We start from the raw sequence: 25,093 nt of genomic DNA, 5'->3' as shown, positions 1-25,093 counted from the left end.
GTCGGCCCATCACACGTACTCAATTGGGGTGAACACTGAAACGGCGAGGTGGCCATCCATGGACCGGCAGCGCCGACACGGCGTGCAGTGGGGCAAGATCGCACCCGAATGTGTCGGGTGGATGACTCCCGCCGGGGCCGGAAACGAAAAACCCCCGCCTGTCGCCAGGCGGGGGTGGCTAGAGCGAGGCGTCGCGGCCTCAGTGGCCGTGGTGTTCCTTGCCATGCTTGTCGTCGTGATCGTCGTCACGGTCATGGCCGCGATCGTGATCGTGATCGCCGTGCGGGTCGAACATCGCCGGTGCGAACAGGTCGACCACCAGGCCGTCATGGTCGGAAGCGCCGATCGCCTTGGTCCAGTCCGGTGCGTTGGCGGCATCCATCTCGGTCTGCACCGGAGCGTCGATGTCCGCGCGGCCGTACTGCATCTGGATGAAGCGGCGCGCGGCGGCACGATTCAGCAGGGCATGATCAAGCACCTGCACCGTCGGCACTTCGCGGCCGGAGTTGCCGGTGCCCGCCTTAGTGTAGCCCTGGATCTCGCCGAACTTCTCGGTGAACAGGAACGAATAGCGATCGTTCTCCGGCACCGCTTCCACTGCATTCCACAGCGCCGGCTGCACCAGGTTGCGGCCGAGCTTGAGCAGGTTCTCGCTGTCCTTGTACTTGCCCGAGATCAGGCCGACCACGTCCACCCAGCCATCGCTGAACTGATAGGCGTTGAAGTCGCCCACCACCAGCAGCGGCTGCGAGGGGAAGCGGGTCTGCAGGCTCTGTACCTGACGCGCCAGTGACGTGGACTGCTCGAAGCGCTTCTGACGGTCGCGCGTGGCGCTAGCATCGTTCTTGTCGACATTGGTACGCGCCTTCGGATGCACCGAGATCACCTGGAAGCGCATGCCGCGCACTTCGGCCGTCAACAGCAACGGCGGATGATCGTGGATGAAGGCGGTGCTGCCGTTGTCGTTCCAGGTTTCGTCCGCGGCAAGCTGCTGCACCGACAACACGCGTACGCGGTCGCTGCGCACCAGGAAGCCCACGTTGATGCCGCTCGGATCGTGGCCCGGCACCAGGTAGGCCTCGTACTTCGCCGGGTAATCGTCGCCCAGCTGCTTGGCCAGGCCCTGCAGTACGGCGAGGCTCTTCACTTCTTCCACCGACAGCACGTCCGGCAGCTTCAGCACGCTGCCGATGTATGCCGACAAGCGCTGCGTCTTCAGCGCCACTTCGGCCGGCGTCGGCTCCTTGCTGTTGCCGCTGCAGGTGAAGGTGGTGTTGAACTCGCTGTCGCAGAAACGCTCGGTATTGAACGCACCGATGCGCAGCGCACGCTCCGGTGTCCGTGTGACAGCGCGCGGCATCGGCGCGGCGTGCTTCACTGTGATCGCCGTCGGAATGAAGGTGTACGCACCGAAGTCATACGAGATCACGCCTTCCGCACGGAAGGTGGTGCCGGCGACAAACGGGGTGTTCGCCGATACGGCGCCGAAGTCGGCCGTATTCATCTTGAACACTTCCGGGTTACCACTCCAATTGGGCAGGTCGACGCCCGTCGGCACCGGTACGCCGTAGCGCACACCCGGCTGGCGCAGCGAACGCTTGCCATTGGCGGTGATGCTGACTTCAGCGAACGGCTGCGTGCTGAAGCGCTTGTTGCCCGTATTGATCATGCCGTGCTCGATCACCACGCGCATGCCCACGAAGCACTGGAAGTTGGTGGCGCCGCAGGAAAGCTTGGCGGGATCGGAAGAGGGCGTCTTGCGGTCGAACACCACCGGTGCCGGCAGCGCCGTACCATGCGACGTGACATTGACCTTGGCATTCTTCAGCTCGGTCAGGTGGTAGTAGTTGTCGACCGTGGCGTCCACGTCCACCACATCGCCGATCGCTACCGTCGGCTTGCTGGCGGTGAACACGTAGATGCCGTTAGAGGTGAGTGGATCGGCGTCAGCGCGCGTGTCCGGCGTCTGCATGGTGAAGCCGGCCGGGCCTACTGCGGTCACGATGTTGCCGCTGGTCTTTACCGACTTGCCGACCAGCGGCGAAGTCTGTTCGCGGCCCTGGATTTCCCAGATCTCCGCTACCACCGGGATGTCGTACAGGATCGCGCCGATGGCGCTGTCGCGGGCCAGCGAGGCGCCGCCGGTGGGCTGGCTCAGCTTGACCAGGAAAGCCTTGTCGGGTGCGCCGGTGCTGCGGCCGTGTACGACGACGTTGAAGCTCGCCTGGGTCTGGCCCTCGGCGATGGTCAGCGTGGTATCGACGGCTTCGTAATCGCCGTTGGCGACAGTGGCGCTGTCGTCCTGCGTTGCCACGTGCACGCTGACGCCACCCGCGGGCGCGGGCTGGTTGAGCGTGATAGCGAACGGCATGGCCAGGTTGCCGGCGCCGTGCACGGTCACGCTGGCATCGGCGATCGACAGGGCCAGATTCATCACCACGCAGCTGCTGCTGGCGTTATGTGGCGCGGTGGGTGTTACCACCACAAAGTCCGCCTGGTTGTCGCCGGTGTTCTGCGGCAGGCCAGCGCCATTGGTCTGGCGGCCGTAGCCCTTGTCCGCATTGGTGGAACCCAGCGAGGCCAGCGGCGTGCCGGCCTTGTAGGCGGAGCCAGCGGAAAGACCGACCTGATCCACCATCTGGCCACTGGCGTCGAGGACGGCAATGCCGCCGTCATCGGTCACGCCTGTGTTGTACTTGAGGTCACCGGCGACGCTGCCGGAGTAGCCGCCGCTCGCGCTGTTGGTCAGCAGCAGATGGCAGCCCGGAGCAATCGAGGTGCCCGCCGGAAAGGTCAGGCGCGTGCCTGTGGTGCCGCTGGCGTTGGACGCATTGAACTTGAAGCCGGAAATGTCGAGCGCGGTGCTGCCGCCGTTGAACAGTTCGACGAACTCGTCGTTGCCGCCAGCCGGGCCGCGCAGACGGAACTGGCTGATGCTGAGATCGGCCGCTTGCGCGGCGCCGACCGATACGAGACCTAACAACGCGGCCCACAAGGCGCGCCGGGCGAATCTTGCTTGCATTTCCCCACTCCCTCGCTGGGGGCCGTCGGCCCCTTCTTACGGCGAGGCTAGCAAGAATTTACGACAGTTCTGAGTAAGGGTTCTCGACTCGGAAGGTTGTTGCAGGAACGCACAGGGAGCGCTCCCGCGGGGATGGTTAGCCGGTAGGGAGTTGCTTGGTGCCGAAGATCTTGTCGCCGGCGTCGCCCAGGCCGGGCAGGATGTAGCCGTGCTCGTTGAGGCGCTGGTCGATGGCGGCGGTGTAGATCTCGATATCCGGGTGCGCCGCTTCGATCCGTTTCAGGCCTTCCGGCGCAGCGACCAGGAACAGCCCCTTGATGCGTTTGCAGCCCGCCGCCTTGAGCATGTCCACGGTGGCGATCAGGGTACCCGCCGTCGCCAGCATCGGATCGACGATCAGCGCGATGCGCTCGTCCATGCGGCCGGTGAGTTTCTCGTAGTAGGCGATTGGCTGAAGCGTTTCCTCGTCGCGCTGCAGGCCGACCACGCTGACCTTGGCGGCCGGAATCAGGTCCAGCACGCCGGGCAGCATGCCCAGGCCGGCGCGCAGGATCGGCACGATGGTGATTTTCTTGCCCTTGATCTGCTTCACCGTCAGTGGGCCGGCCCAGCCGTCGATGTGCTGTTCTATTGTTTCCAGATCCTTGGTGGCCTCGTAGGTGAGCAGCGCGGCTACTTCGGAGGCGAGTTCGCGGAATTCCTTGGTGCTGATGCCGGCGCGGCGCATCAGGCCGAGTTTGTGCTGGATCAGGGGGTGGTGGACTTCGACGATCTTCATGGGGATTCCTGCGGGCTGGATTTTCTGATTGTGGCGCAGGAGAGGGCGGGGATGCTCGCGACGTGGCTTCTACTTCGTCATTCCGGCGTAGGCCGGAATCCAGTGGCGTTGTCGCTCGGTTTTAGCGTCTGCGTGTGCTGGCTCGCCTGCCGCGGGCTTCCGAACCGCTGCCGCGGCTCGGGTCACTTTCTCTTTGCTGGCCCAAAGAGAAAGTAACCAAAGAGAAATGGCCTGAGAGCAGGCGGAGTGCTCTGTAGCTGCGCATCTTCCAGTGTCAGACGTCGGGATGGTTTTCTTCGAGGTCCGATCGTCTATCCCTCATCGAAGCGCCACATCTCCCTCTCCCCTCTGGGGGGAGGGTTGGGGTGAGGGGTGGGTGCTCGGGATAGCGTTGCTACTGCGTCGGCGGGTTTTTGCTTTGGCCTTTTCTCTTGCCCAAAACGCGCGAGGCGCCGTTCCTAAGAACGGCGCCTCGCGGCAGCTTGGAGCTGGTATGGCGCTTACGGATGAGCGCTCAGGCAATCCTTCATGAAGGACTTGCGGGCGTCGCCTTTCAAGGCCTTGGTCTTGGCGTCGACGTTACAGCTCTTCATTTTTTCCTGCTGCGTCTGCTTGGCGGTCGGCGCGGCGGCGGTGTCGCCTTTCATGCAGGCGCTGACAGCGGACTTGAACTCGTCACCCTTCTTGCCCTTGGCCTGCTTGCTGCAATCGGACATGTGCTGCTGCGACGAGGTGAGTTCCTTCTTGGCCGGAGCGGCGGCCGTGGTGCTGGCAGCCTGCGGCGAAGCGAACGCGGACGTTGCGGCGAAGGCCAGTACGGCGCTGGCGGCGATCAGGCTGAAACGCAAAGACATGGCGGGTACCCTCCTGGATGACCGGCGAGCGCCGGCGTCGCAAGTCTATGCCGGTGCGCGGTTTTGGCTAGAGGGGGAGGCCAGGTTTCGTGCACTTTCGATTCATGCTGCGACGGGCTGGCGTTCAGCGCCGCCGCAACATGAAGGGGGCGCGACGGCTCAGGCAGCCTCGGCGTTGACCTTCCGTGGGCCCTGCAACAGCGCCTGGCGTACCGCGGCCACGACCAGGTCGACTTCGGCGCTGGTGACGTTGAAGTGCGGGGTGAAGCGCAGCGAATTGACGCCGCCGTGGATCACGCCCACGCCGCGCCCACGCATGTACTCCTCGGTGGAGCCGGCGCCGTAGCACTTGAAGTCCGGCGACAGTTCGCAGGAGAACAGCAGGCCAGTGCCCTGCACCTTGGTGATCAGGCCGCCCAGTTCGTTCTTCAGCAGGTTGAACTTGTCGACGAATTCCTTGCCGCGCTCGCGGATGTTGCTGCGCACCGCATCGGTGAGTTGGTCAAGTGTGGCCAGCGCCACGTCGAGTGCGCGCGGGTTAGCGGTCATGGTGTTGCCGTAGATGCCCTTGCGGTACAGGCCGGCGGTGCGCTCGCTGACCGCAAGTACCGACAGCGGATACTGGCCGGCGTTGAGCGCCTTGGAGAAGGTTTCCATGTCCGGCGCCGGCAGATGCTCGAAGCCGGGATAGTCGGTGATCGAAAGCACGCCGTGCGCACGCAGGCCGGCCTGGATCGAGTCCACCAGCAGCAACGAACCGTGCGACTCGGTGAGCGCGCGCGCCGCTTTGTAGAACTCGGGCGTCAACGCGCGGCCCGGATCGCCTTCGCCCATCACCGGCTCGAGGAACATCGCTTCGATAAACCAGCCGTGTTTGTCGGCGTCGGCGAAAGCGGCTTCGAGTTGCGCCACGTCGTAGGGCGACACGGTGATCAGCGTGTCTTCGTGGCGATAGCTGGCGAGATGCTGCTGGTAGGTCTTGCGTGTGGAATCCGAATACAGTGCCGGCTTTTCGGTGCGGCCGTGAAACGCACCCTTCACCGCGAGGCGCTTGATGGTGCGGTTGGCGTAGCGCGCACCGGCTTCGGTCATCTGTTTGGCGTTGACGTCGGCGATGCGGCAGGCCAGCGACACCGATTCCGAACCCGAGTTGAGGCACAGATAGCGCGCATAGGGATTGCCGCCACGATTGCGGCCGAGTTCGCGATCCAGCGCCTTGGCAAGACGCATCTGCGACACGTTCGGTGTCATCACGTTGGCCATCACTTGCGGACGGCTCATGGCTTCGCGGATCGCTTCATCGTTGTGGCCGAAACCGAGCATGCCGTAGCCGCCGTTGTCGTGAATCACCGCGCCCTTGAGCGTGACGATCCACGGGCCGCGCGCCGCGGCGGGAAGGTACGGATTGATGCCGTCGTCGGGATAGAAATTCACGAAACCGGCCTGCGCCTGCTTCAACTGTTCGGCTTCGTCGAGCTTGAGAAAGTCGCCGAGTTCCGCGCGCAGCGCGCGATGCTGCACCACCGCTTCGTCGATGGCCTGCGCCAACTGGGGATGACTCGCGGCGAAGCGCCCGATGATGACGTCGTCCAGACCGGTGGTCTGCGGCGCGCCGCCGAATTCGCGCAGTTCGCGCAGCTGATCGATCACACCCATGATGGCTCCTCCTCAAAGTACGCAAGCGGGCCATGGGGAAATGGCGCGGCTTGCCAACACCGAAATGAATGCTAGGGAGAACACTTCAGCAGTCCCGTGTTCTCCATGCCTGTCTGGTCCATCCAGTCAGGTGCGTCGCATAAAAAACCGTCGCGACGATTCGTCGAGGATAACGTGCCTTTGTCAGCGCCGTAACCCCCGGTATGACGCCTGTCACCTGCGCAGGCTGACGTCGGCGACTGCCCGCCAGGCCTTGTGCTGCCTAGCATTCAATCCACGGAGGGAGAGCCATGAATACCACTGCGATACCGGTTGCACGCCTGGCGTCTGTCGTAAAACGTTACGGCGCACTCACGGCCGTCGATGGACTCGATTTGATGTTGCATCGCGGCGAATTGCTCGCGCTGCTTGGTCCGAATGGTGCCGGCAAAAGCACCGCCATCAGCCTGCTGCTTGGCTTGGTGCGAGCGGATGCGGGGCAGGTCGAATTGTTCGGCCAGGATCCGCAACAGCTCGTGGCGCGCCGCCGCATCGGCGTGATGCTGCAGTCGGCAACGCTGCCACCGACATTGCGTGTCGGCGAGCTGATTCGCCAGATCGCGAGTTACTATCCCGCGCCGCGCAGCGTGCAGGAAAGCGCTGAGCTGGCCGGTGTCACCGATCTGCTGCGGCGACCCTACGCCAAGCTTTCCGGTGGACAGCAGCGTCGCGTGCAATTCGCGCTGGCGCTATGCGGTCGACCGGAACTGCTATTTCTCGACGAGCCCACGGTGGGTATGGATATCGAGGCGCGGCAGAAACTGTGGGCGGCGATCCGGCACCTGATCGCCGAGGGCTGCAGCGTGGTGCTCACCACGCACTATCTGGAAGAAGCCGAGGCACTCGCCGATCGCGTATGCGTGATGGCGCGCGGCAAAATCATCAGCGAAGGCACGGTCGATCAGCTGCGCGCACGCGTGGCCTTGAAGCGTGTGCGCTGCATCACCCGACTCGATATCGCGGCGGTTTCTGTCTGGCCGGAAGTGGTCGAGGCGCGTCGCGATGGCGAGCGCCTGTGGCTTTCCACTGCCAGTGCGGAAGCGCTGGTGCGGCGCCTGCTGGATGCCGACGCGCAGCTGAGCGAACTGGAAGTGCAGCGCGCCGGCCTGGCCGAGGCTTTCACCGAACTCACCCGTGAGGCCGATGCGTCGGCCGAGCCACAACGCGAGGCCGCCTGATGAACGCCGTGATCTCGACTCTGCCCACGACACATGCGGACACCCGCATGCCGTTGCGCCGTGTGATCGGCGCCTACCTGGAAGAAGCACGCGCCGAATGCCTGCGCTACCTGCGCAGCCCCGGCTTCCTGATACCGACGGTGATGTTGCCCACCGTGTTCTATCTGATGTTCGGCATCGTGCTCGGTCGCGCCAATGGCGCCGATGCACCGCGTTATCTGCTGGCCGCCTATGGCACCTTCGGTGTGATGGCGCCGGGCCTGTTCGGCTTCGGGCTGGCGCTTTCGATGGAGCGTGACAACGGCCTGATGATGCTCAAGCGTGCGTTGCCAATGCCGCCGGGTGCCTATTTGCTCGGCAAGATGGTCATGGCGATGCTGGTTGCGGCGACGGTCTCGGTGTTGCTGCTGCTGATGGCAACCTTTATGGCGCATGTGCCGCTTACTGCGCCGCAGATGCTTTCGCTGTTTGTCACCGATTTGTTCGGCGTGCTGCCGTTCTGCGCCATGGGTCTGTTGCTGGGCACGCTCATCAAAGGGCAGGGCGCACCTAGTGTGGTCAACCTGATCTATCTGCCGATGGCGTTCCTCTCCGGCCTGTGGTTCCCGCTGAGCATGATGCCGAAGCTGATCCAGCAGCTGGCGCCAGTGTGGCCGAGCTATCACCTCAATCAGCTGGCGCTGTCCGCGGTGGGGCTGGGGCAGAGCGCATCCTGGCCGCATGTGGTGACCTTGCTGGTCTACACCGTGGGCTTTGTGATGCTGGCGGCACGCCGCCTGCGCAAGTTCGGTTGAAGTAGCATGCGTAAAAGCGTTTAGGGGACGACGATGGCGATGCTCGGCTGGCTTCATACATGGCTCGTTCCGGCGCCGGATTCGCGCGTCGCAGCGATCCGCCGGCAGGGTAAATCGCCCTGGGCGGAGGCCGTGCATCTGCTGTGGTCGGCATGGGTATTCATCACGCCAGCGTTTGGCGGCGGTTTCACCTGGCGCTGGTTGCTGATCACCCTGGTGTCTTATCCGGTATTCCTGCTGTTGTTCTCCAAAGTGATGTTGGCGCCGCGCCGTACGGCACCGCGTTACGCGCTGAGCCTTGCGGGTCTGAGCATTGTGCTGTTGCCGTGGTACCCGAGCGGGGTCACTTATTTCATTTACGGCTGCGTTTCCAGCAGCCTGTCCAATTCGCGCCGCGTCACGTTGTTTCTGCTATGGCTGGCGGGACTCAATGCAGTGTTCCTCCTGGTGGCGTGGGAGGTGGGCTATCCCTGGCAGGCGTTGTTGGCCGTGCCATGCATGACGATGATCATCGGCACCGTAAGCCACGTCGAGCGCATCGAGCACGAGAAGGATGCCGCGCTCAAGTTATCGCAGGAAGAAGTGCGCCGCCTCGCCGCCACCGCAGAGCGTGAGCGCATCGGGCGTGACCTGCACGACCTGCTCGGCCACACGCTATCGCTGATCACGCTCAAGCTGGAGCTTTCGCGCAAGCTGTTCGATCGCGATGCCGAGGCGGCGCGACGCGAAGTGGCGGAAGCGGAAAAAGTAGCGCGCCACGCGCTCGCGGAAGTGCGCTCGGCGGTAACCGGCATCCGTGCCACCGATCTCGCTGCCGAACTGGCCTCGGCGCGCTTGCTGTTGGAGTCGTCGGCCGTTCACCTGGATTACACGGTGCCGCTGCCGGGGTTGCCGCTGGAAGTCGAGCGCTGCCTGTCACTGGTGCTGCGTGAGGCAGCCACCAACATCGCGCGACATGCGCAAGCTAGCCGGGCGCACATCGAGTTCAAGCGCGACGGCCATGTACTACAGCTGCGTATTGCGGATGACGGTCGCGGCGGCATTGCGCAGGACGGCAATGGCCTGTGCGGTATGCGCGAGCGCGTACGCGCCATCGGTGGCAACCTCAGTATCGATTCGGTCCGCGGCAAGGGCACTACCTTGCTGGTGACGGTGCCCTTGCCGCAGACAACGCCGCCGGTAGCGCATGCGAAACCAGGCAACGGTGAAGCGCAGGATGCGTCCGCCGCCATCGACACGCCGCACGCTGTCTGATGCGCGCCTGGCTTGCCCCGCGTCCGGATTCACTCTTCGGCCAGTTGCGTTCGCCGATGTTCCTGTTGCGCTCGGCTTTCGGGCAGGCGCTGTGGGTGGTGATGCTGATCGTGGTGCCGCTGGGCGCGCAGGGCTTTGCCTGGTCGTGGTTTCTACCCACCGTGCTGACTATACCGGTGTATCTATATCTACAGGCGCAGGTCTATATCGGCCCGGTGCGTCGGCTGCCCTGGTATATCGGCGGCATGGCGGTGCTCGGCTTCGCCTTGTGGCCGGTCAACAGCGTCGCGTTCGGGTACCTGATATGCGCTGGTGCGGCGTTGTCAGTGACCTCGTCGATGCGCGTCTGGATAGCCGGGGTCTTTACGCTAGCGCTGTTGTCGCTGCCTGTGGTGCTGTGGCTGCATGCGCCGCTGTGGATCATGCTGGTGGTGTTGTTCGCCGGCATTCTCGGTGGCTCGAGCAATTTTCTGTACATCCGCAACCTGCGCAAGGATGCGGAGCTGCGTCTGTCGCAGGGCGAGGTGCGGCGACTCGCCACGCTGGCCGAGCGCGAACGCATCGGCCGCGATCTGCACGATCTGCTCGGACACACCTTGTCGCTGGTGGCGATAAAGTCGGAGCTGGCACGTCGCCTTGCACTGGAAGATCCGGCGCGTGCGCAGCGCGAAATGGACGAGGTGGAAAAGGTTGCGCGGCATGCACTGGCGGAAGTGCGCGCTGCCGTCACCGGCATGCGCCGCAGCGATCTGGCCGCCGAACTGGTTTCCGCGCGGCTGATGCTGGAAGCCTCCGGCATGACCTTCGAAGGCGAGCTGCCGGCTGACATCAGTCTGCCGGCAGCCATCGAGGCGCAACTCGCCCTGGTGTTGCGCGAGGCCGTCACTAATATCCACCGCCATGCTCGCGCCACCTCGGCCAGCGTAAGTTTTCTTCTAGAAGCAGACAGGTTCGATATGCAGATCAGCGACAACGGCTGCGGCGGTCTCGCCGCGCATGGCAATGGTGTCAGCGGCATGCGCGAGCGCGTGCGTGCGCTGAGTGGTGTGCTGGAGATCGACTCACCACCCCGGCACGGCACACGGCTGAGCGTGCGGGTGCCGCTGCCACAGGCCGCTGCCGCCATCGAATCACCAAGGAGCGTCGCATGATCCGCGTATTGCTGGCCGAAGATCAGGCGATGGTGCGCGGCGCGCTGTCGGCGTTGCTCAACCTCGAATCGGATATCGAAGTGCTCGGCACCGCCGCCGACGGCGAAGCCGCCTGGCGCGAACTGCAGCGACTGAAGCCGGACGTGCTGGTGACCGACATCGAAATGCCTGGCCTTACCGGCCTGGAACTGGCGCAACGCATCCAGCGCCAGGAATTGCCGATGAAGGTGATCATCGTGACGACCTTCGCGCGCCCGGGGTTCCTGCGCCGCGCACTGGATGCCGGCGTCGCCGGCTATCTGTTGAAGGACGCGCCCGCAGAGAATCTCGCCGAAGCTTTGCGCATGGTGCATCGTGGCGGACGAGCCATTGATCCGCAGCTCGCATTGGAGGCATGGTCGGAGGCCGATCCTTTGAACGATCGCGAGCGCCAGGTACTGCGTCTAGCTGGCGAGGGACAGTCCGCGAGCGATATCGCCACGCAGTTGAATCTCTCGCACGGCACGGTGCGCAATTATCTTTCCGAAGCGATTGGTAAATTGGGTGCGGCTAATCGCATCGAGGCTTATCGATTGGCGCGTCAAAAAGGCTGGCTGTAGTGCCCGCACTCTGGCCTTGGCCTTCATCGAAGTCTCGCGCCTTTCCCGGCCTACAATGATCAACCTTTGATCAGCCGGGTTGGGTAGGAGTGCTATGCGGCGTCTTGGATGTTTGGCGATATGGTTTGCTTTGTGTTTGCTGGCTGCCTGCGACCATGTCACCGCACCGCTCGAACACGACGCCTATGTCTGGCAGCGGCAATGGAATCCTGCCGTAACTTTTGCGTTGAATCACTCGGCTGATCTGGTGCACAAATGGCGTGTGCTCGCCGCGCAGACGGACGCACATGGGCAACTCCAGCCAGTGGCCATCGACCGGGTAGCGCTCCTGGCGACGCGGCGGCCGGTGATCCTGGTGATTCGCATTGAGGGGCAACTGGCGCAGTGGGACGAGGACGCGTTGCTCGCGCAGATAGTCGCGCTGCGTGAAGCGTGGGGGGATGCGGCACTAGCCGGTATCGAGATCGATCACGACTGCGGCACGGCCCGATTGCCCGCTTACGCGCATTTTCTCTCGCGGCTGAAGTCGGCGCTGGGCAAGCTGCCGCTCTCGATAACGGCGTTGCCGGCGTGGCTGTCCTCGGCGGATCTAGACAGGGTGATCGCGCAGGCTGACGAAGTGGTGCTGCAGGTGCATGCGGTGCAATCGCCGCGTGCCGGATTGTTCGACGATGCGTTGGCGCGGGTGTGGATCGACCGCTTTGCCGCGCGAAGCGCCAAACCTTTCCGCGTTGCCTTGCCCAACTACGGCACGCGTGTGAGCTGGGACGATGACGGACGTTTGCTTGCGGTGGAGAGCGAGGCGCCGGTTTTGGCCGGCAGCATGGAAACCAGTGAGCTGGCGGCGTCGCCGGTGGCTGTCGCGCGGTTGCTCGCTTCATTGCGGCGTGATCCGCCGAAAGGACTGGCCGGCGTGGTGTGGTTCCGTCTGCCGACCACCCAGGACACGCGCGCCTGGAGCTTGCCGACCTGGCGTGCGGTAATGACCGGCTTGCCGCTGGCAAATCAGGCGATGGCTCAGTTTCAGGACAGCGCGACGCCGGGGATGGTCGATGTGCTGCTGCGGAACGATGGTGAGGTGGATGTCAGCTTGCCTCGTCGCATCCAGTTGCCAGCGGAATGCAAAGTGGCCGATGGCATCAACGGCTACACCCTGGCCGACCGCGATGGTCAGCGTTATCTGCAGCGTGCGCAGGATGGGTGGTTGCATGCGCATCGGCAGCGCGCGGTGGGCTGGGCACGCTGTGGTGCGACAAACAGCCAACCGGTGGTGGCTTCCTGAGCTATTCCTCTGGCGCGTCTTTCCCCGCATCATCACCGGCATTGACGCTGGTAGAGGGGACGGAATTCCATGTTTGTGCGCAAATGGATAGTGGCTGGTGTGCTCGCCGGCATGACGGGAGCGGTGGTCTGGGCCTGCGGCCCGGATTTCCCTGGTCAGTTGCTCGACCATCGCGAGGCCACGTTGAAGGCTACGCCGCAGAACAGCTTCGCCTTCGAGGCCAGCCATCTGTTGCCACCTACGGATAGCTTGCAGGCCAGCGAAGCGGAGGAAGCGCCGAACTCCAGCGATCAGGCCGCGATGGCCAAGGCGCAGGGCGTATCGCCGGAGCAGTGGGCGCGCGTCCTAAAGCTGCGCGAGGCTGATGACGGCAGTAAAGCCTATGAAGAGGGCAAGGATCTGCCTGAGGATTTGCGTCTGTATACGGCGGGTGCGGTGGACTATGCACTCGCCCAGATGTCCTGCGAAGGCAGCGACGAAGGGGCGGACAAGGCACAGGGCATCTCCTGTGCGCCGGCCACGGACGAAGCGATGAATCACGCTGCGACCCGCTTCGAGCAAGTACTGGCCCTGCCGCCGGCACAGGCGAAGCTGCGCTCAGTCTGGGCCGCTTACATGCTCGGCCGCATTCACGCCGAACGAGCCGACGAGAACGCGACAGACAGCGCGGTGTTTAAGCGTGAGCGCGATGCGGCGGCCAAGGCTTTCGAGCTGGCGCGTACGCGCGCCGTCGATGGCGCCTCGGACGCGCAAGGATTGGCCGTCTCCAGTTTCGGCGAGGAAGCGCGTCTCTATCTATATAGCGATGGCCAGCATTGCGCCTGGCCGCAGTTGCTCAGCGACAGCCAGCCTTGTGGAAAGACGCTGGCAGCGGCCGATCTCAAGCGTGCCATCACGCTCTATGCCGCGCAGGCCGGACATGGTTCGCAGGGCGCGGTGCAGTCGCTGTCGGCAATTGCCGCGAATGTGCTGGATGACGACAAACGCACGATGGAACTGATCGACAGCCCGGTTCCGCAGCGCCTGCTGGTGGCTTATGCCCTGGCGCGGATGGGCGGTGAAGTGACGGAGTCCGACGCGGGGACCCATCAGGTGGGCAAGCCCAGTCCGCGCCTGCTGGCGCTGGTTTCGGCTATCGAGCAGCGTGGGCTTGAGCAGGTGGCCGGTGCCGATCGCCTTGCCGCACTGGCTTATCAGCTTGGCCGTTACGACCTTGCTGCCCAGCTGTTGAGCAAGACGTCCGGCCCACTGGCCGATTGGGTCCACGCCAAGCTGGCTTTGCAGAAGGGTGACCTCGCGGCTGCTGCGTCGGCGTATGCCAATGCCGCCAAAGCCTTTCCCAACGCCGATGATCCAAAGGCCAGCCTCGATGTGGACAACAAGCCGCTGGTGGTTGGCGAGCAGGGCGTGCTTGCACTGGCGCGCGGCGAGTATGTGGAGGCGATGGGGCGCTTGTACGAGGCAGCAAAAGCGGTCGGTGGCAACGGCAACGTCTATGACGAAAGCGAGGCTAGCGGCATCGGTTATGGCAACGATGCTTTCTACGTGGCTGAGCGCGTGCTCACCGTCGATGAGCTGAAAGCGTTCGTGGATGCGCATGCGCCGGCGTCGCCCGCTCCCGCGCCGGCACATGCCACGTCGGCGGCGCCGGAGCCGTACTACGGCAGTCCGCCGCTGGATGACGGCCTGCGCTGGTTGCTGGCTCGCCGCTTGATGCGTGCCGGGCGCTATGAAGAAGCCCTGGGCTATTTCCCGGTAAGTGGCGACCGCCGCTTCGGCGAGGTGGATATGCGCGCCAAGGCACGCGAATACGCCAATGCCGTGCGCGATGGCGAGCACGCCTGGACTGACATCGGCAAAGCCGAAGGGCGTTATGCCGCCGCGGTGATCGAGCGCGAGCAAGGTATGGAACTGTTCGGTTACGAGCAGGGGCCCGACTACACCGATACGGGTGGCAGTTATCCAGGCGGCAGCGGGCATTCGGCCGACGATCTGAAACAGTCCTTCGTTACCGAAGGCGAACGCCAGCGCTTTGCCGGCAGCCAAGCAAAGCCGGATCTGCGCTTTCATTACCGCTATCTGGCCAGCGACCGCGCGGCGAGCGCCGCCGATCTGTTGCCGCCGCGCTCGCAGGCCTTCGCCGCGGTGCTGTGCAAGGCGACGGGCTGGATGCTGGAGGGGCCGCCGGATTACAGCGACCACTACCAGGGCTATGGCGAGCCCGCGCCGACAGCGCCCTCGGAGCGCGAGCGCCGGTCGACCGCGCTGTACCAGCGCTATGTCAAACAGGGACCGTATGTGGACTGGGCGGACAACTTCGGCCGCGACTGCGAGGAGCCCGACTTCGACAGCGCCCGTGCGATGCAACGGCATCACTATGTAGTGCAGGCCAAGCGGATGGTTCGCCGTTATCTGCCGTTCGAGATCGGCGGCCTGGCACTGATGATCGGTGGTCTGGTGTACTGGCGCGTGCGCAAGCGCAAGGCCGCCCGGTCGACACACTGAGGTGCCCTGAAGGCCGGGCTGCGGGATAATGCGCCGTTTCCCGCCGCCCGCGGGCGCCAACCGAGCCAGCCGTTGAAGAAGTCCGATTTCGATTTTGACCTGCCGCCCGAACTGATCGCGCAGGCGCCGCTGGCCGAGCGCTCGGCCAGCCGCCTGTTGCTGCTCGATGTGGATGCGCAGTCCCTCCAGGACCGCATGTTCCGCGAGCTGCCCCAGTTATTGCGTAAGGGCGACCTGCTGGTCTTCAACGACACCCGCGTGTTGCCGGCGCGTCTGTACGGCCGGAAGGAAAGCGGCGGCGCGGTGGAAATTCTGATCGAGCGCGTGACCGGCGCCCACGAAGCCACCGTGCAGCTGGGCGTGAGCAAGAAGCCGAAAGAAGGTGGTCGTATAGAACTGGCGGATGGCAGTCATGCCGTGGTGCTGGGGCGCGATGGCGCGTTCTTCCGTCTGCGTTTCGAGTCGTCCGATCCGTTGGAGCGCTTGCTGTTACGTCTGGGCGAGATGCCGCTGCCGCCGTATATCGAACGCCATGCTGATGCCAGCGACCTGGAGCGCTACCAGACTGTGTTCGCCCGCGAACCCGGCGCGGTGGCTGCACCCACCGCAGGTCTGCATTTCGATGAAGCCATGCTGGCGCAGTTGCGTGAGCTGGGCGTGGAATTTGGTTACGTGACCCTGCATGTCGGTGCCGGTACGTTCCAGCCGGTGCGAGCGGACGACATCAAGGATCATCAGATGCACCGCGAATGGCTGAATGTTGGCGCCGGGTTGGTGGAGCAGATCCGTCGCACGCGCGCCCGGGGTGGGCGAGTGGTGGCTGTGGGCACCACGGTGGTGCGCGCGCTGGAAAGCGCCAGTCGCGAAGGTGAGCTGCAGCCGTTCTCGGGGGAGACGCAGATTTTCATCTTTCCTGGTTATCGCTTTAGCAGCATTGATGGGCTGATCACTAATTTCCATCTGCCGCAGTCGACGTTGTTGATGCTGGTGTCGGCGTTGGCGGGGCGGGATTTTGTGTTGTCGGCTTATCGGCATGCGGTGGGGGAGCGTTATCGCTTCTTCTCTTATGGTGATGCGATGATGATTTTGCCGCGGGGGGATTGAGGGGGCTTGCTCTTCCTTTGGTGGCTCGTAGGTGGTTCCTGTGAGGGGGGAGGGTTTTGCCCTTGAGCCATTTCCTCCTACTTCGTCATCCCTGCGTAGGCAGGGATCCAGTAGTGAAGCGCTTCGATGGTCGCGTCTGCGTGCTCTGGCTCGCCTGCCGCGGGCTTCCGAACCGCTGCCGCGGCTCGGGTCACTTTCTCTTTGCTGGCCCAAAGAGAAAGTAACCAAAGAGAAATGGCCTGAGAGCAGGCGGTGCGCTTTGTAGTCATGCCTTTTCCAGCGTCAGGCGCCGGAAGGGTTTTCTTTTCGGCTTGATCGTCTAGTCCTCACCGCCCGCACGGGTCCAAGATCCAAGGCAAAGACTCGCCATGGGACGGGCAGGAGTGGTTTGGGGAGTCCAAACCAAGCAGCTATCCCTCGAAACACGCGATAATCCCGGTTATGACTTCCCTGCATTTCGACATTTCCGCCACTGATGGCGCTGCCCGACGTGGCCGCCTTACCTTTGCTCGCGGCACGGTGGAGACGCCGGCTTTTATGCCGGTAGGTACTTATGGTTCGGTCAAGGCGATGACGCCGCGCGATATCAAGGACGTTGGCGCGGAGATCATCCTGGGCAATACCTTCCATTTGTTTCTGCGTCCCGGTCTGGAGATTGTCGAGCAGTTCGGTGGTCTGCATAAGTTCATTGGTTGGGACAAGCCGATCCTCACGGACTCGGGCGGTTTCCAGGTGTTCTCGCTGGCGCACAAGCGGAAGATCACGGAAGAGGGTGTGACCTTTGCTTCGCCGGTGGATGGCTCGAAGGTATTTCTGTCGCCGGAAGAGTCGATGCGGATCCAGAAGACGCTGGATTCGGATGTGGTGATGATCTTTGACGAATGCACGCCGTATCCGGCGACGGAGAAGGTGGCTTCCACGTCGATGGAGTTGAGTCTGCGTTGGGCTGAGCGTTCGCGCCGGGCTTTTGACGATTTGCACAATCCCAATTCGCTGTTCGGCATTGTGCAGGGCAGTGTTTATGAGAGCCTGCGTCGCCGCTCGGCCGAAGGGCTGGTGAATATCGGTTTCGATGGCTACGCGGTCGGCGGCCTCGCGGTGGGTGAGCCGGAAGCGGAGCGCAATCACACGCTCGATTTCACCGTACCGCTGCTGCCGCAGGACAAACCGCGCTATCTGATGGGCGTGGGGCGGCCGGAGGACATCGTGGAAGCGGTGCGCCGCGGTATCGACATGTTTGACTGTGTGATGCCTACCCGCAATGCGCGCAACGGTTTCCTGTTCACCGACGAAGGCACGCTGCGTATCCGCAACGCCAAGTACGCGATGGATACGCGGGTGATCGAGGAAGGCTGCGATTGCTACGCCTGCAGCAACGGTTTCAGTCGTGCCTACCTGCGTCATCTGGATCGCTGCAACGAAATCCTCGGCAGCCAGCTCGCCACCATGCATAACCTGCGGCACTACCAGCGCCTGATGGCCGGCTTGCGCGGTGCCATCGCCGCCGGCCAGCTCGACGATTTCGTGGCTGAGTTCTACGCCAAACGGAAGCGCCCCGAGGCTTGATGTGTCTGTAGGAGCCCACCTTGTGGGCGACCGGGGGCATCGCTTCGTCGGGTTCTCGCGCACAGGGTGCGCTCCTACAGAGAGCAAGCGGCGAACGAAATCGCGCCTCCACGGTCCCAGGGTCGGGCAGGGAGCGGTGGCGAGGCGTAGTTCTCAATGTGGGGCAGGGCGCTTGCAAATGGCCCCCGAAGAACCCCATAAGCTAGCGCTGGTGCGCCCTGCCGCCGGATCGGCCGCCGTGCGTGGCACCCGGGGGGCGTGGCATAATCCACGATCTTTTTCAGGCATTTGGCGGAAATTCCTGCCGGTGCCGCAACTTACGAGACAAGCAGATGAATTTTCCGACCACTTTCGTGATCGCTCAGGCCGCTCCGGCGGCGGCTGGCGCCCAGGCGCCGAACCCGCTGATGACCTTCCTGCCGCTGATCCTGCTGTTCGTGGTGTTCTACTTCCTGATGATCCGCCCGCAGATGAAGCGGCAGAAAGAGCACCGTACGATGGTCTCGGCCCTGTCCAAGGGTGACGAAGTGGTGACCAACGGCGGCATCGCCGGTCGTGTGGAGGAAGTGGGCGATGCCTTCATCACCGTCGAGATCGCGCCGAACGTGAAGATCAAGGTGCAGAAGGGCGCCGTGTCTCAGGTGCTGCCCAAGGGCACGCTGAAGTCGTCCTGATCCGGTGCGGGGCGGACGCCCCGTGCTTTCCACGCGAATGATGCTACCGCCGCGGTCCTGTGCCGCGGCTTTGACGGATGCAAGGCATGAGTGATTTTCCACGCTGGAAATATTTCCTGGTCGCCATCGTATTGGTGCTGGGCATCGTGTACGCGTTGCCCAACATGTTTATGCCGGTGCCCGCCGTGCAGATCACGGCCAACCGCAATGGCCTGATCGACCAGGCGCTCGAGCAGAAGGTGGGTGCTGCATTGAAGCAGCAGAACATCGCCTACCAGGATCTCGCCCTCAGTAGCGATCACCTGCTGGCGAGTTTCGCCAACGGCGACGTGCAGAAGAGCGCGGCCGACGCGATCAAGGCTGCGCTGGGCGACAACTACACGGTGGCGTTCAATCTGCGCTCGACCGTGCCGCATTGGTTGACCGCCATCGGCGCGCGCTCCATGCCGCTGGGTCTCGACCTGCAGGGTGGTGTGCACTTCCTGATGGAGGTCGATCAGAACGATGTGATCGACAAGCAGGAAACGCGCTACGCGGACGACATCCGTACTTCGCTGCGCGACAAGCACATCCAATACGACTCGGTGAATCGCAACGCCACCCGTGGTCAGGGCGTTGCCATCGTGCTGCGTTCGGCAGCTGACCGCACGGCGGCGGCCAGCGTCATCGCCGCGGATTATCCGGACCTTGCTACCCAGGATGGTGCCGTCACCGGCGACCGCTTCGTGCTCAATGCTGCGCTGCGTCCCGAGAAGTTGCGCGAGTTCTCGCTCAACGCGATCCGCCAGAACCTGGGCACGCTGCGTAACCGTATCAACGCGCTGGGCGTGTCCGAACCGGTCATCCAGCAGCAGGGTGATAGCCGCATCATCGTCGAGCTGGCCGGCGTGCAGGACACCGCTGAAGCGAAGAAGCTGATCGGTGCCACCGCCACGCTGGAATATCGTGGTGGCTACGGCACGCCGCAGCAGGCCATCGATGCCGCGCGCACCGGCAACGTGCCGCCCGACGCCCGTCTGTACAAGGGGCAGGATGGCCGGCCGTATCTGCTGAGCAAGAAGATCATTGCCCGCGGTGATCAGCTGGTGGATGCCTCCTCCGGCTTCGACCAGCAGTCCGGTACGCCGATGGTCTCGGTGACGCTCAATGCTGCGGCCGCCAAGAGCATGCTGGACTACACCACCGCCAATGTCGGCAAGCCGATGGGCGTGGTGTACATCGAGCGCGTGGTCGACACCAAGATTGTCGACGGCAAGGAAGTGCGCACGCCGAAGGTCACCGAAGAGGTGATTAATTACGCCACCGTCAACGGCGTATTCGGCAAGAACTTCCAGACCACCGGCCTGCGTAGTCCGAAAGAAGCTTCGGAACTGGCGCTGCTGCTGAAGGGCGGTTCGCTGGCCGCGCCGATCGACATTGTCGAAGAGCGCGTGATCGGCCCCAGCCTGGGCCAGGACAACATCGCCAAGGGCCTGAAGGCCGTGCTGATTGGTCTGGGCCTGGTGCTGCTGGCGGCGGCCATCTACTACAAGCTGTTCGGGCTGGTCGCCGACGTGGCGCTGTTCTTCAACCTGGTGCTGCTGGTCGCCGTGATGTCGCTGATCGGCGTCACCCTGACCATGCCAGGCATCGCCGGTATCGTGCTGACCCTGGGCATGGCGATCGACGCCAACGTGCTGATCTGCGAACGCGTGAGAGAAGAACTGCGCAACGGCTCCACGCCGCTGGCTTCGATCCGCGCCGGTTATGAGAAGGCGTGGGCCACCATCCTGGATGCCAACGTCACCCACCTGATCGCCGCGCTCGCGCTTACCACCATGGGCTCCGGCCCGATCAAGGGCTTCGGCGTCACGCTGCTGATCGGCATCCTGACCTCGATGTTCACCTCGGTCACCGTGACCCACGCGATCACTGCGTTGATCCATGGCGGCCGCAAGCTCAAGACGCTGTCGGTCTGAAGAGGAACAGACATTTATGGAAATCTTCAACCACAACAGCAACGTCAACTTCCTCGGCCTGAGGAAATTCAGCATCGGCATCGCCGTGCTGCTGATGCTCGCTTCTATAGCGCTACTTGCCACGCGTGGACTGGATTATGGCTTGGACTTCACCGGCGGTATCTCTGCCGAGGTGAGCTACCAGCAGCCGGTGGCCGTCGCCGAAGTGCGCGAGGCGCTGGCCAAGGCCGGCATGGAAACCGCCGTGGTGCAGAGCCTGGGCGGCACCAAGGAAGTCTCCATCCGCATGCAGCCCACCGCGGCCATGAAGGACGAGGGCGGCAAGGTGAACCTGGACAAGGTCTCTGACGTCGTCAGCAAGGCCCTGCAGGCGGCACGGCCGGACGCCACGCTCAAGAGCCGCTCCTCAGTGAGCTCGCAGGTTGGTGACGAGCTTCGCAGCGACGGCATGGTCGCCGCGGTGTTCGTGATCATCGGCATCGGCCTGTACCTGTGGGTCCGCTTCGAGCGCCGCTTCGCCATCGCCGCGCTGGCGACGGAGGTGCACGACGTGCTGATCACCCTCGGCATCCTGGCCCTGATGCGCCGCGAGTTCGACCTGACCGTGCTGGCCTCGGTGCTGGCGGTGATCGGTTACTCCATCAACGACAAGGTGGTGGTGTTCGACCGTATCCGCGAACTGTTTCGCCTGGCCCGCAAGGCCGAGCCGGAGGAAGTGCTGAACCGCTCGATCAACAGCACCCTGTCGCGAACCATCATCACCTCGCTGTTCACCGGCATCACCATGGCGGCCCTGTACTTCATCGGCGGTCCGGTGGTGCACGGCTTCGCTATCACCATGCTGATCGGTATCGTGGTCGGCACCCTCTCGTCCATCTTCGTCGCCAGCCCGATACTGCTGTGGCTGGGCGTATCGAAGAAGGACCTGATGCCGCAGACCAAGGAGAATCCGGAGCTGGCGCGGCGGCCTTGAGTGCGCTTTTCGTTATTGCTTTATATAAAAAGCCCGGGATCATCCCGGGCTTTTTTATATGCTTCGATTACTTGCATGATCCTCAAATCGAAATTTCTTGCGAATAGGCGCAGGAAATTAACCTGTCATCAAATGGCATGCACTCAAGTGATTACGACTCTCCAATACCGCGCAGATGGCATAACGGCGCCATTCATTAACTAATTGTTGACTTATTGTGAGAGCCAAAGTTATGTTCGAGTTATTCCATACGACAGTTATGCGACAGCTTGCGTTTGTGTGATGCATTTCGCAAGAAATCGTGATCTGACGAAGGGGTACGGAGCGCGGCGATTCGAGGGGGATGCCTACGGATCGCGCCTCAGTAATTGGTTGGCTGTCACCCGTTATTTCGGGTGGCTTTGCTCAATTTCGCCCACTTCCCACGTGGGCTTTTTCGGGGAGATCCACAATGAGTTTTCGTTCGTTGAATCGCGGTTATCTGCGCCATTCGGCGTTGGCGGCTGCGCTGATGATGGGCATGGCCGGTACGGCCTTCGCCCAGTCGACCACCGGTAACATTTTCGGCCAGGCTGAGCCGGGCGATACGGTAACTGTCACCAGCGCGACTGGCCTGACCCGCCAGCTCCAGGTCGACACCAGCGGCCGTTACAGTGCCAACAACCTGCCGGTCGGCTCCTACACCGTGACCCTGCAGAAGGGCGGCGCCACCGTCGATACGCGCAAGGACGTCACCATCAAGGTGGGTTCGGGCACCGAGGTGTCGTTTGCCGCAGCTACCAACGCTTCTTCGCTGTCCGCCGTTACGGTGACCGCGAACGCACTGCCGGCCATCGACGTCTCCGGCGTCGACTCCCGCACAGTGATCACCTCCGAGCAGCTGGCTCGCCTGCCGCTGGCCCGCAGTGCCGAGGCGATCGCCTTGTTGGCACCAGGCGTAGTGCAGGGCAGTGGCTACTTCTCCGGCAATCTCGGCGGTCCGCTGGTGTCGTTTGGCGGTTCGTCGGTGACCGAGAACGCGTACTACATCAACGGCTTCAACACGACCGACCCACTCAGCGGCTTCGGTGGTCTGACCTTGCCGTACGGTGCGATCGATCAGCAGGAAATCCTTAGCGGCGGTTACGGTGCGGCCTATGGTCGTTCCGACGGTGGTGTGATCAGCCAGGTCGGCAAGCGCGGCACGAACGAATGGCACTTCGGTGGTCAGATTCTGTGGACGCCTACCGATCTGATGTCTGATCCGAAGAACTACCACCTTGTCAACAAGGACGGCTCGCAAGGCCGGTTGCGCCAGTACCGTCAGGACAACAAGTCCTGGAATACGACGGTCTCGGCCTATGTCGGCGGTCCGCTTATCAAGGATAAGCTGTTCTTCTTCGCCGCTGTTGAAGGCGAGCGCAATCAAGGTACCAACAGCACTCTCAATACCACTGCTGGCGTCGGCCCATACACTGCGCCGTTTGAGAATCACGGCAAGATTGACAGCCCGAAGTGGTACACCAAGCTGGACTGGAACATCACCGACAGCAACGTGCTGGAAATCACCGGTGCTTCCAGCAAGTCTTCGTACGAAGGTCGCCTGAACAACTTCGACTACACCACCTTGAAGGAAGGCGCGTTCAGTCACTACGACACCTCCATCAAGAACGGCGCCGACCTGTATTCGGGCAAGTTCACCAGCTACATCACCGACGATCTGACTCTGTCGGTCATGTACGGCAAGATGAAGGGTACCTACTACAGCAACACCCCGGGTTTTGATCCGACCTACCCCCACCTGTTCACTCCGGACCAGCAGAACCCGGACCTGAATGGCGGTACGCCGATCACCAATAATCAGACGATCTCCACGATCAACCTGCCGGGCCACAAGTCGACCAACACCAATCTGCGCTTCGACCTTACCTACAAGCTTGGTAGCCACACGTTGACGGCCGGTATTGACAACCAGGACGTGAAGAATACCAACGCGGGCACCATCTTCCCGTCGAACGGCTTGGGCTATGCCTGGGAATACAACGCTCCCGCCGCGGATCCGGGTACCTACATCATTGGTGGTCCGGGTACGGCCCAGCCGGGCGCCGATTGGCACAACTCGCCGTGGGTGGATGCCACCGCAAATTACGCGGGTGGCGGGACTGGTTATTACGTAGCCAAGTACCAGTATCACGACAATGCTTCGGTGCGCGTGGCACAGCGCGCGCAGTACATCCAGGACGATTGGCAGATCAATGATCGCTGGTTGGTCAAGTTGGGTCTGCGCAATGATCAGTTCACCAACTACAACGCCGCAGGTGCGCCGTACCTGCGCTTGACTACGCCGCAGTGGGCGCCGCGCGTGGGCTTCAGCTGGGATGTGAACGGCGACTCCAGCTTCAAGGTCTACGGTAATGCTGGCCGCTACTACCTCGCGATGCCGACCAGCGTGGCCCTGCGTTCCGCCGGTTCGTCGCTGTACACCCGCGTGTACTACACCTACACCGGCATCGATGCCAACGGCATCCCGACCGGCCTGACCCCGATCAACACCAGTCTGGGTGCGGGCACTCCGTTCTCTGCCAACGGCGAATACGGTCAGCCGCGCGATCCGAAGGTGGGTACGGCTCAGAACCTCAAGTCGGAATACCAGGATGAATACATCCTCGGTTTCGACAAGAAGCTGGGCGACTCGTGGGTCTACGGTGCCAAGGCGACCTATCGCAACCTGCGCAACGCCATCGACGATATTGGCGACAACGTCTCGATCATCGCCAAGATGAACGCGATGGGCATTGATCCGAACAGCTACGATGCCACGCAGGTTCCTGGCAGCATCCTGATCAACCCGGGCAAGAATGCCGTCTTCAACGTTCCGAAGCTGGCCGGTGGTTACTATCAGGTTCCAATGGATTGGAAGAAGGACTTTGGCTTCAACACCACCATGAAGCGCAAGTACTACGGCATAAACCTGTACCTGGAGCATCCGTTCGACGGCAAGTGGTACGGCAAGGTCGACTACCTGTGGTCGCGCAGCTACGGCAATTCGGAAGGTCAGGTGCGCAGCGATATCGGCCAGACCGACGTTTCGGCGACGGTGGACTGGGATTACGCCCAAGCCATGGATTATGCCAACGGTTATCTGGCGAACGATCGCAAGCATCAGATCAAAGCGTATGGCTCGTACCAGATCGCTCCGGAGTGGATGGTGTCTGGCAATTTGCAGATTCTGTCAGGTACTCCGCAGAGCTGCCTTGGCCTCTACGGGGCGGGTGAGACCAACCCTGGCCTCGGTTATGGTTCGGTCTATCACTTCTGCAACGGACAGCCGTTCCGTCCGGGCGACAAGCGCAATCCGTGGACCTATCTGCTTAGCCTGAGCGCCGAATACCGTCCGGAATGGGCGGACAAGAAGCTCGGTCTGAACGTGATGGTCTTCAACGTGCTCAACAAGCAGACCACGACGCAGGTTTATGCAACCTCGACCAACTCGAGCTACCTGCGTCCGATCAGCTCGCAGACCCCGCGTTATGTCCGCTTCGGTGTGACGTACGACTTCTGATAGCTGAAAGCCGATCAGACACGGGGCTCACTTAGGCCCCGTGTAAGAAAAGCGAAGCCGTCGGGATTTCCCGGCGGCTTTTTTCTTGATCTGAGTTTGATGGCCGACCAGTTCGGCAACGGGGTGCCGCTAGGTGTTGTCAGTCGAGCAGATCAGACTCCGGGC

17 protein-coding genes are annotated in these 25,093 nt (G+C 62.8%); 13 read left to right on the top strand and 4 right to left on the bottom strand.

What is annotated here, in order from left to right:
• Nucleotides 1–199: 199 nt before the first annotated feature.
• The 4 genes from BM338_RS09960 to BM338_RS09945 form a co-directional block, all read right to left on the bottom strand.
• Nucleotides 200–3,022: a lamin tail domain-containing protein gene (locus BM338_RS09960; RefSeq protein ID WP_090450726.1), complete on the bottom strand. Its 2,823-nt coding sequence runs from the start codon at nucleotides 3,020–3,022 to the stop codon at nucleotides 200–202.
• Between the two features lie 136 nt (nucleotides 3,023–3,158).
• Nucleotides 3,159–3,800 carry a uracil phosphoribosyltransferase gene (gene upp, locus BM338_RS09955; RefSeq protein ID WP_090450725.1) on the bottom strand — a complete coding sequence of 214 codons (642 nt, stop codon included), beginning with the start codon at nucleotides 3,798–3,800 and terminating at the stop codon, nucleotides 3,159–3,161.
• Between the two features lie 500 nt (nucleotides 3,801–4,300).
• Complete coding sequence (locus BM338_RS09950) at nucleotides 4,301–4,654, bottom strand: PsiF family protein (RefSeq protein ID WP_090450724.1); 354 nt, start codon at nucleotides 4,652–4,654, stop codon at nucleotides 4,301–4,303.
• Between the two features lie 159 nt (nucleotides 4,655–4,813).
• Complete coding sequence (locus tag BM338_RS09945) at nucleotides 4,814–6,310, bottom strand: aminotransferase class III-fold pyridoxal phosphate-dependent enzyme (protein ID WP_090450723.1); 1,497 nt, start codon at nucleotides 6,308–6,310, stop codon at nucleotides 4,814–4,816.
• A 290-nt stretch (nucleotides 6,311–6,600) separates the two neighbouring features.
• Between BM338_RS09945 and BM338_RS09940 the strand changes: the two genes are divergently transcribed.
• The 13 genes from BM338_RS09940 to BM338_RS09875 all read left to right on the top strand — a co-directional run bounded on the left by BM338_RS09940 (nucleotide 6,601) and on the right by BM338_RS09875 (nucleotide 24,928).
• On the top strand, nucleotides 6,601–7,527 hold the full coding sequence (locus BM338_RS09940; protein ID WP_090450722.1) for an ABC transporter ATP-binding protein: 927 nt from the start codon (nucleotides 6,601–6,603) through the stop codon (nucleotides 7,525–7,527).
• Nucleotides 7,527–8,321: an ABC transporter permease gene (locus tag BM338_RS09935; protein ID WP_255367252.1), complete on the top strand. Its 795-nt coding sequence runs from the start codon at nucleotides 7,527–7,529 to the stop codon at nucleotides 8,319–8,321. The genes BM338_RS09940 and BM338_RS09935 overlap by 1 nt, the downstream gene beginning before the upstream one ends.
• A gap of 39 nt (nucleotides 8,322–8,360) precedes the next feature.
• Nucleotides 8,361–9,575: a sensor histidine kinase gene (locus BM338_RS09930; protein ID WP_255367251.1), complete on the top strand. Its 1,215-nt coding sequence runs from the start codon at nucleotides 8,361–8,363 to the stop codon at nucleotides 9,573–9,575.
• Nucleotides 9,575–10,726, top strand: coding sequence for a sensor histidine kinase (locus tag BM338_RS09925; RefSeq protein ID WP_090450720.1), 1,152 nt, complete (start codon nucleotides 9,575–9,577; stop codon nucleotides 10,724–10,726). The genes BM338_RS09930 and BM338_RS09925 overlap by 1 nt, the downstream gene beginning before the upstream one ends.
• Entirely contained in the window at nucleotides 10,723–11,325 is a 603-nt protein-coding gene (locus BM338_RS09920; protein ID WP_090450719.1) for a response regulator transcription factor, read from the top strand. Before BM338_RS09925 ends, BM338_RS09920 begins: the two co-directional genes overlap by 4 nt.
• A gap of 94 nt (nucleotides 11,326–11,419) precedes the next feature.
• Complete coding sequence (locus tag BM338_RS09915; RefSeq protein ID WP_255367250.1) at nucleotides 11,420–12,607, top strand: DUF3142 domain-containing protein; 1,188 nt, start codon at nucleotides 11,420–11,422, stop codon at nucleotides 12,605–12,607.
• A 69-nt stretch (nucleotides 12,608–12,676) separates the two neighbouring features.
• The gene (locus BM338_RS09910) at nucleotides 12,677–15,112 is read left to right on the top strand and encodes a hypothetical protein (RefSeq protein ID WP_090450717.1); all 2,436 of its coding nucleotides are present in this window, start codon (nucleotides 12,677–12,679) and stop codon (nucleotides 15,110–15,112) included.
• 72 nt (nucleotides 15,113–15,184) lie between these two features.
• Entirely contained in the window at nucleotides 15,185–16,216 is a 1,032-nt protein-coding gene (gene queA, locus BM338_RS09905; RefSeq protein ID WP_090450716.1) for a tRNA preQ1(34) S-adenosylmethionine ribosyltransferase-isomerase QueA, read from the top strand.
• A 441-nt stretch (nucleotides 16,217–16,657) separates the two neighbouring features.
• Nucleotides 16,658–17,782 carry a tRNA guanosine(34) transglycosylase Tgt gene (gene tgt, locus BM338_RS09895; protein WP_090450714.1) on the top strand — a complete coding sequence of 375 codons (1,125 nt, stop codon included), beginning with the start codon at nucleotides 16,658–16,660 and terminating at the stop codon, nucleotides 17,780–17,782.
• 332 nt (nucleotides 17,783–18,114) lie between these two features.
• Nucleotides 18,115–18,456: a preprotein translocase subunit YajC gene (yajC, locus tag BM338_RS09890; protein ID WP_090450713.1), complete on the top strand. Its 342-nt coding sequence runs from the start codon at nucleotides 18,115–18,117 to the stop codon at nucleotides 18,454–18,456.
• Nucleotides 18,457–18,542: 86 nt separating this feature from the next.
• Complete coding sequence (gene secD / locus BM338_RS09885; protein WP_090450712.1) at nucleotides 18,543–20,414, top strand: protein translocase subunit SecD; 1,872 nt, start codon at nucleotides 18,543–18,545, stop codon at nucleotides 20,412–20,414.
• A gap of 16 nt (nucleotides 20,415–20,430) precedes the next feature.
• Nucleotides 20,431–21,387, top strand: coding sequence for a protein translocase subunit SecF (secF, locus tag BM338_RS09880; protein ID WP_090450711.1), 957 nt, complete (start codon nucleotides 20,431–20,433; stop codon nucleotides 21,385–21,387).
• A gap of 451 nt (nucleotides 21,388–21,838) precedes the next feature.
• The gene (locus BM338_RS09875; RefSeq protein WP_090450710.1) at nucleotides 21,839–24,928 is read left to right on the top strand and encodes a TonB-dependent receptor; all 3,090 of its coding nucleotides are present in this window, start codon (nucleotides 21,839–21,841) and stop codon (nucleotides 24,926–24,928) included.
• Nucleotides 24,929–25,093: the final 165 nt, after the last annotated feature.

Source organism: Dyella sp. OK004 (assembly GCF_900114495.1).
In the GTDB taxonomy this organism is placed as follows: domain Bacteria; phylum Pseudomonadota; class Gammaproteobacteria; order Xanthomonadales; family Rhodanobacteraceae; genus Dyella_D.
This window is presented reverse-complemented; position numbering and strand designations above follow the sequence as displayed.

Bases quoted from the DNA above. Each gene is read 5' to 3' on its own strand.
- BM338_RS09960 (WP_090450726.1), bottom strand. From the start codon at position 3,022: ATGCAAGCAAGATTCGCCCGGCGCGCCTTGTGGGCCGCGTTGTTAGGT.
- upp (WP_090450725.1), bottom strand. From the start codon at position 3,800: ATGAAGATCGTCGAAGTCCACCACCCCCTGATCCAGCACAAACTCGGC.
- BM338_RS09950 (WP_090450724.1), bottom strand. From the start codon at position 4,654: ATGTCTTTGCGTTTCAGCCTGATCGCCGCCAGCGCCGTACTGGCCTTC.
- BM338_RS09945 (WP_090450723.1), bottom strand. From the start codon at position 6,310: ATGGGTGTGATCGATCAGCTGCGCGAACTGCGCGAATTCGGCGGCGCG.
- BM338_RS09940 (WP_090450722.1), top strand. From the start codon at position 6,601: ATGAATACCACTGCGATACCGGTTGCACGCCTGGCGTCTGTCGTAAAA.
- BM338_RS09935 (WP_255367252.1), top strand. From the start codon at position 7,527: ATGAACGCCGTGATCTCGACTCTGCCCACGACACATGCGGACACCCGC.
- BM338_RS09930 (WP_255367251.1), top strand. From the start codon at position 8,361: ATGCTCGGCTGGCTTCATACATGGCTCGTTCCGGCGCCGGATTCGCGC.
- BM338_RS09925 (WP_090450720.1), top strand. From the start codon at position 9,575: ATGCGCGCCTGGCTTGCCCCGCGTCCGGATTCACTCTTCGGCCAGTTG.
- BM338_RS09920 (WP_090450719.1), top strand. From the start codon at position 10,723: ATGATCCGCGTATTGCTGGCCGAAGATCAGGCGATGGTGCGCGGCGCG.
- BM338_RS09915 (WP_255367250.1), top strand. From the start codon at position 11,420: ATGCGGCGTCTTGGATGTTTGGCGATATGGTTTGCTTTGTGTTTGCTG.
- BM338_RS09910 (WP_090450717.1), top strand. From the start codon at position 12,677: ATGTTTGTGCGCAAATGGATAGTGGCTGGTGTGCTCGCCGGCATGACG.
- tgt (WP_090450714.1), top strand. From the start codon at position 16,658: ATGACTTCCCTGCATTTCGACATTTCCGCCACTGATGGCGCTGCCCGA.
- yajC (WP_090450713.1), top strand. From the start codon at position 18,115: ATGAATTTTCCGACCACTTTCGTGATCGCTCAGGCCGCTCCGGCGGCG.
- secD (WP_090450712.1), top strand. From the start codon at position 18,543: ATGAGTGATTTTCCACGCTGGAAATATTTCCTGGTCGCCATCGTATTG.
- secF (WP_090450711.1), top strand. From the start codon at position 20,431: ATGGAAATCTTCAACCACAACAGCAACGTCAACTTCCTCGGCCTGAGG.
- BM338_RS09875 (WP_090450710.1), top strand. From the start codon at position 21,839: ATGAGTTTTCGTTCGTTGAATCGCGGTTATCTGCGCCATTCGGCGTTG.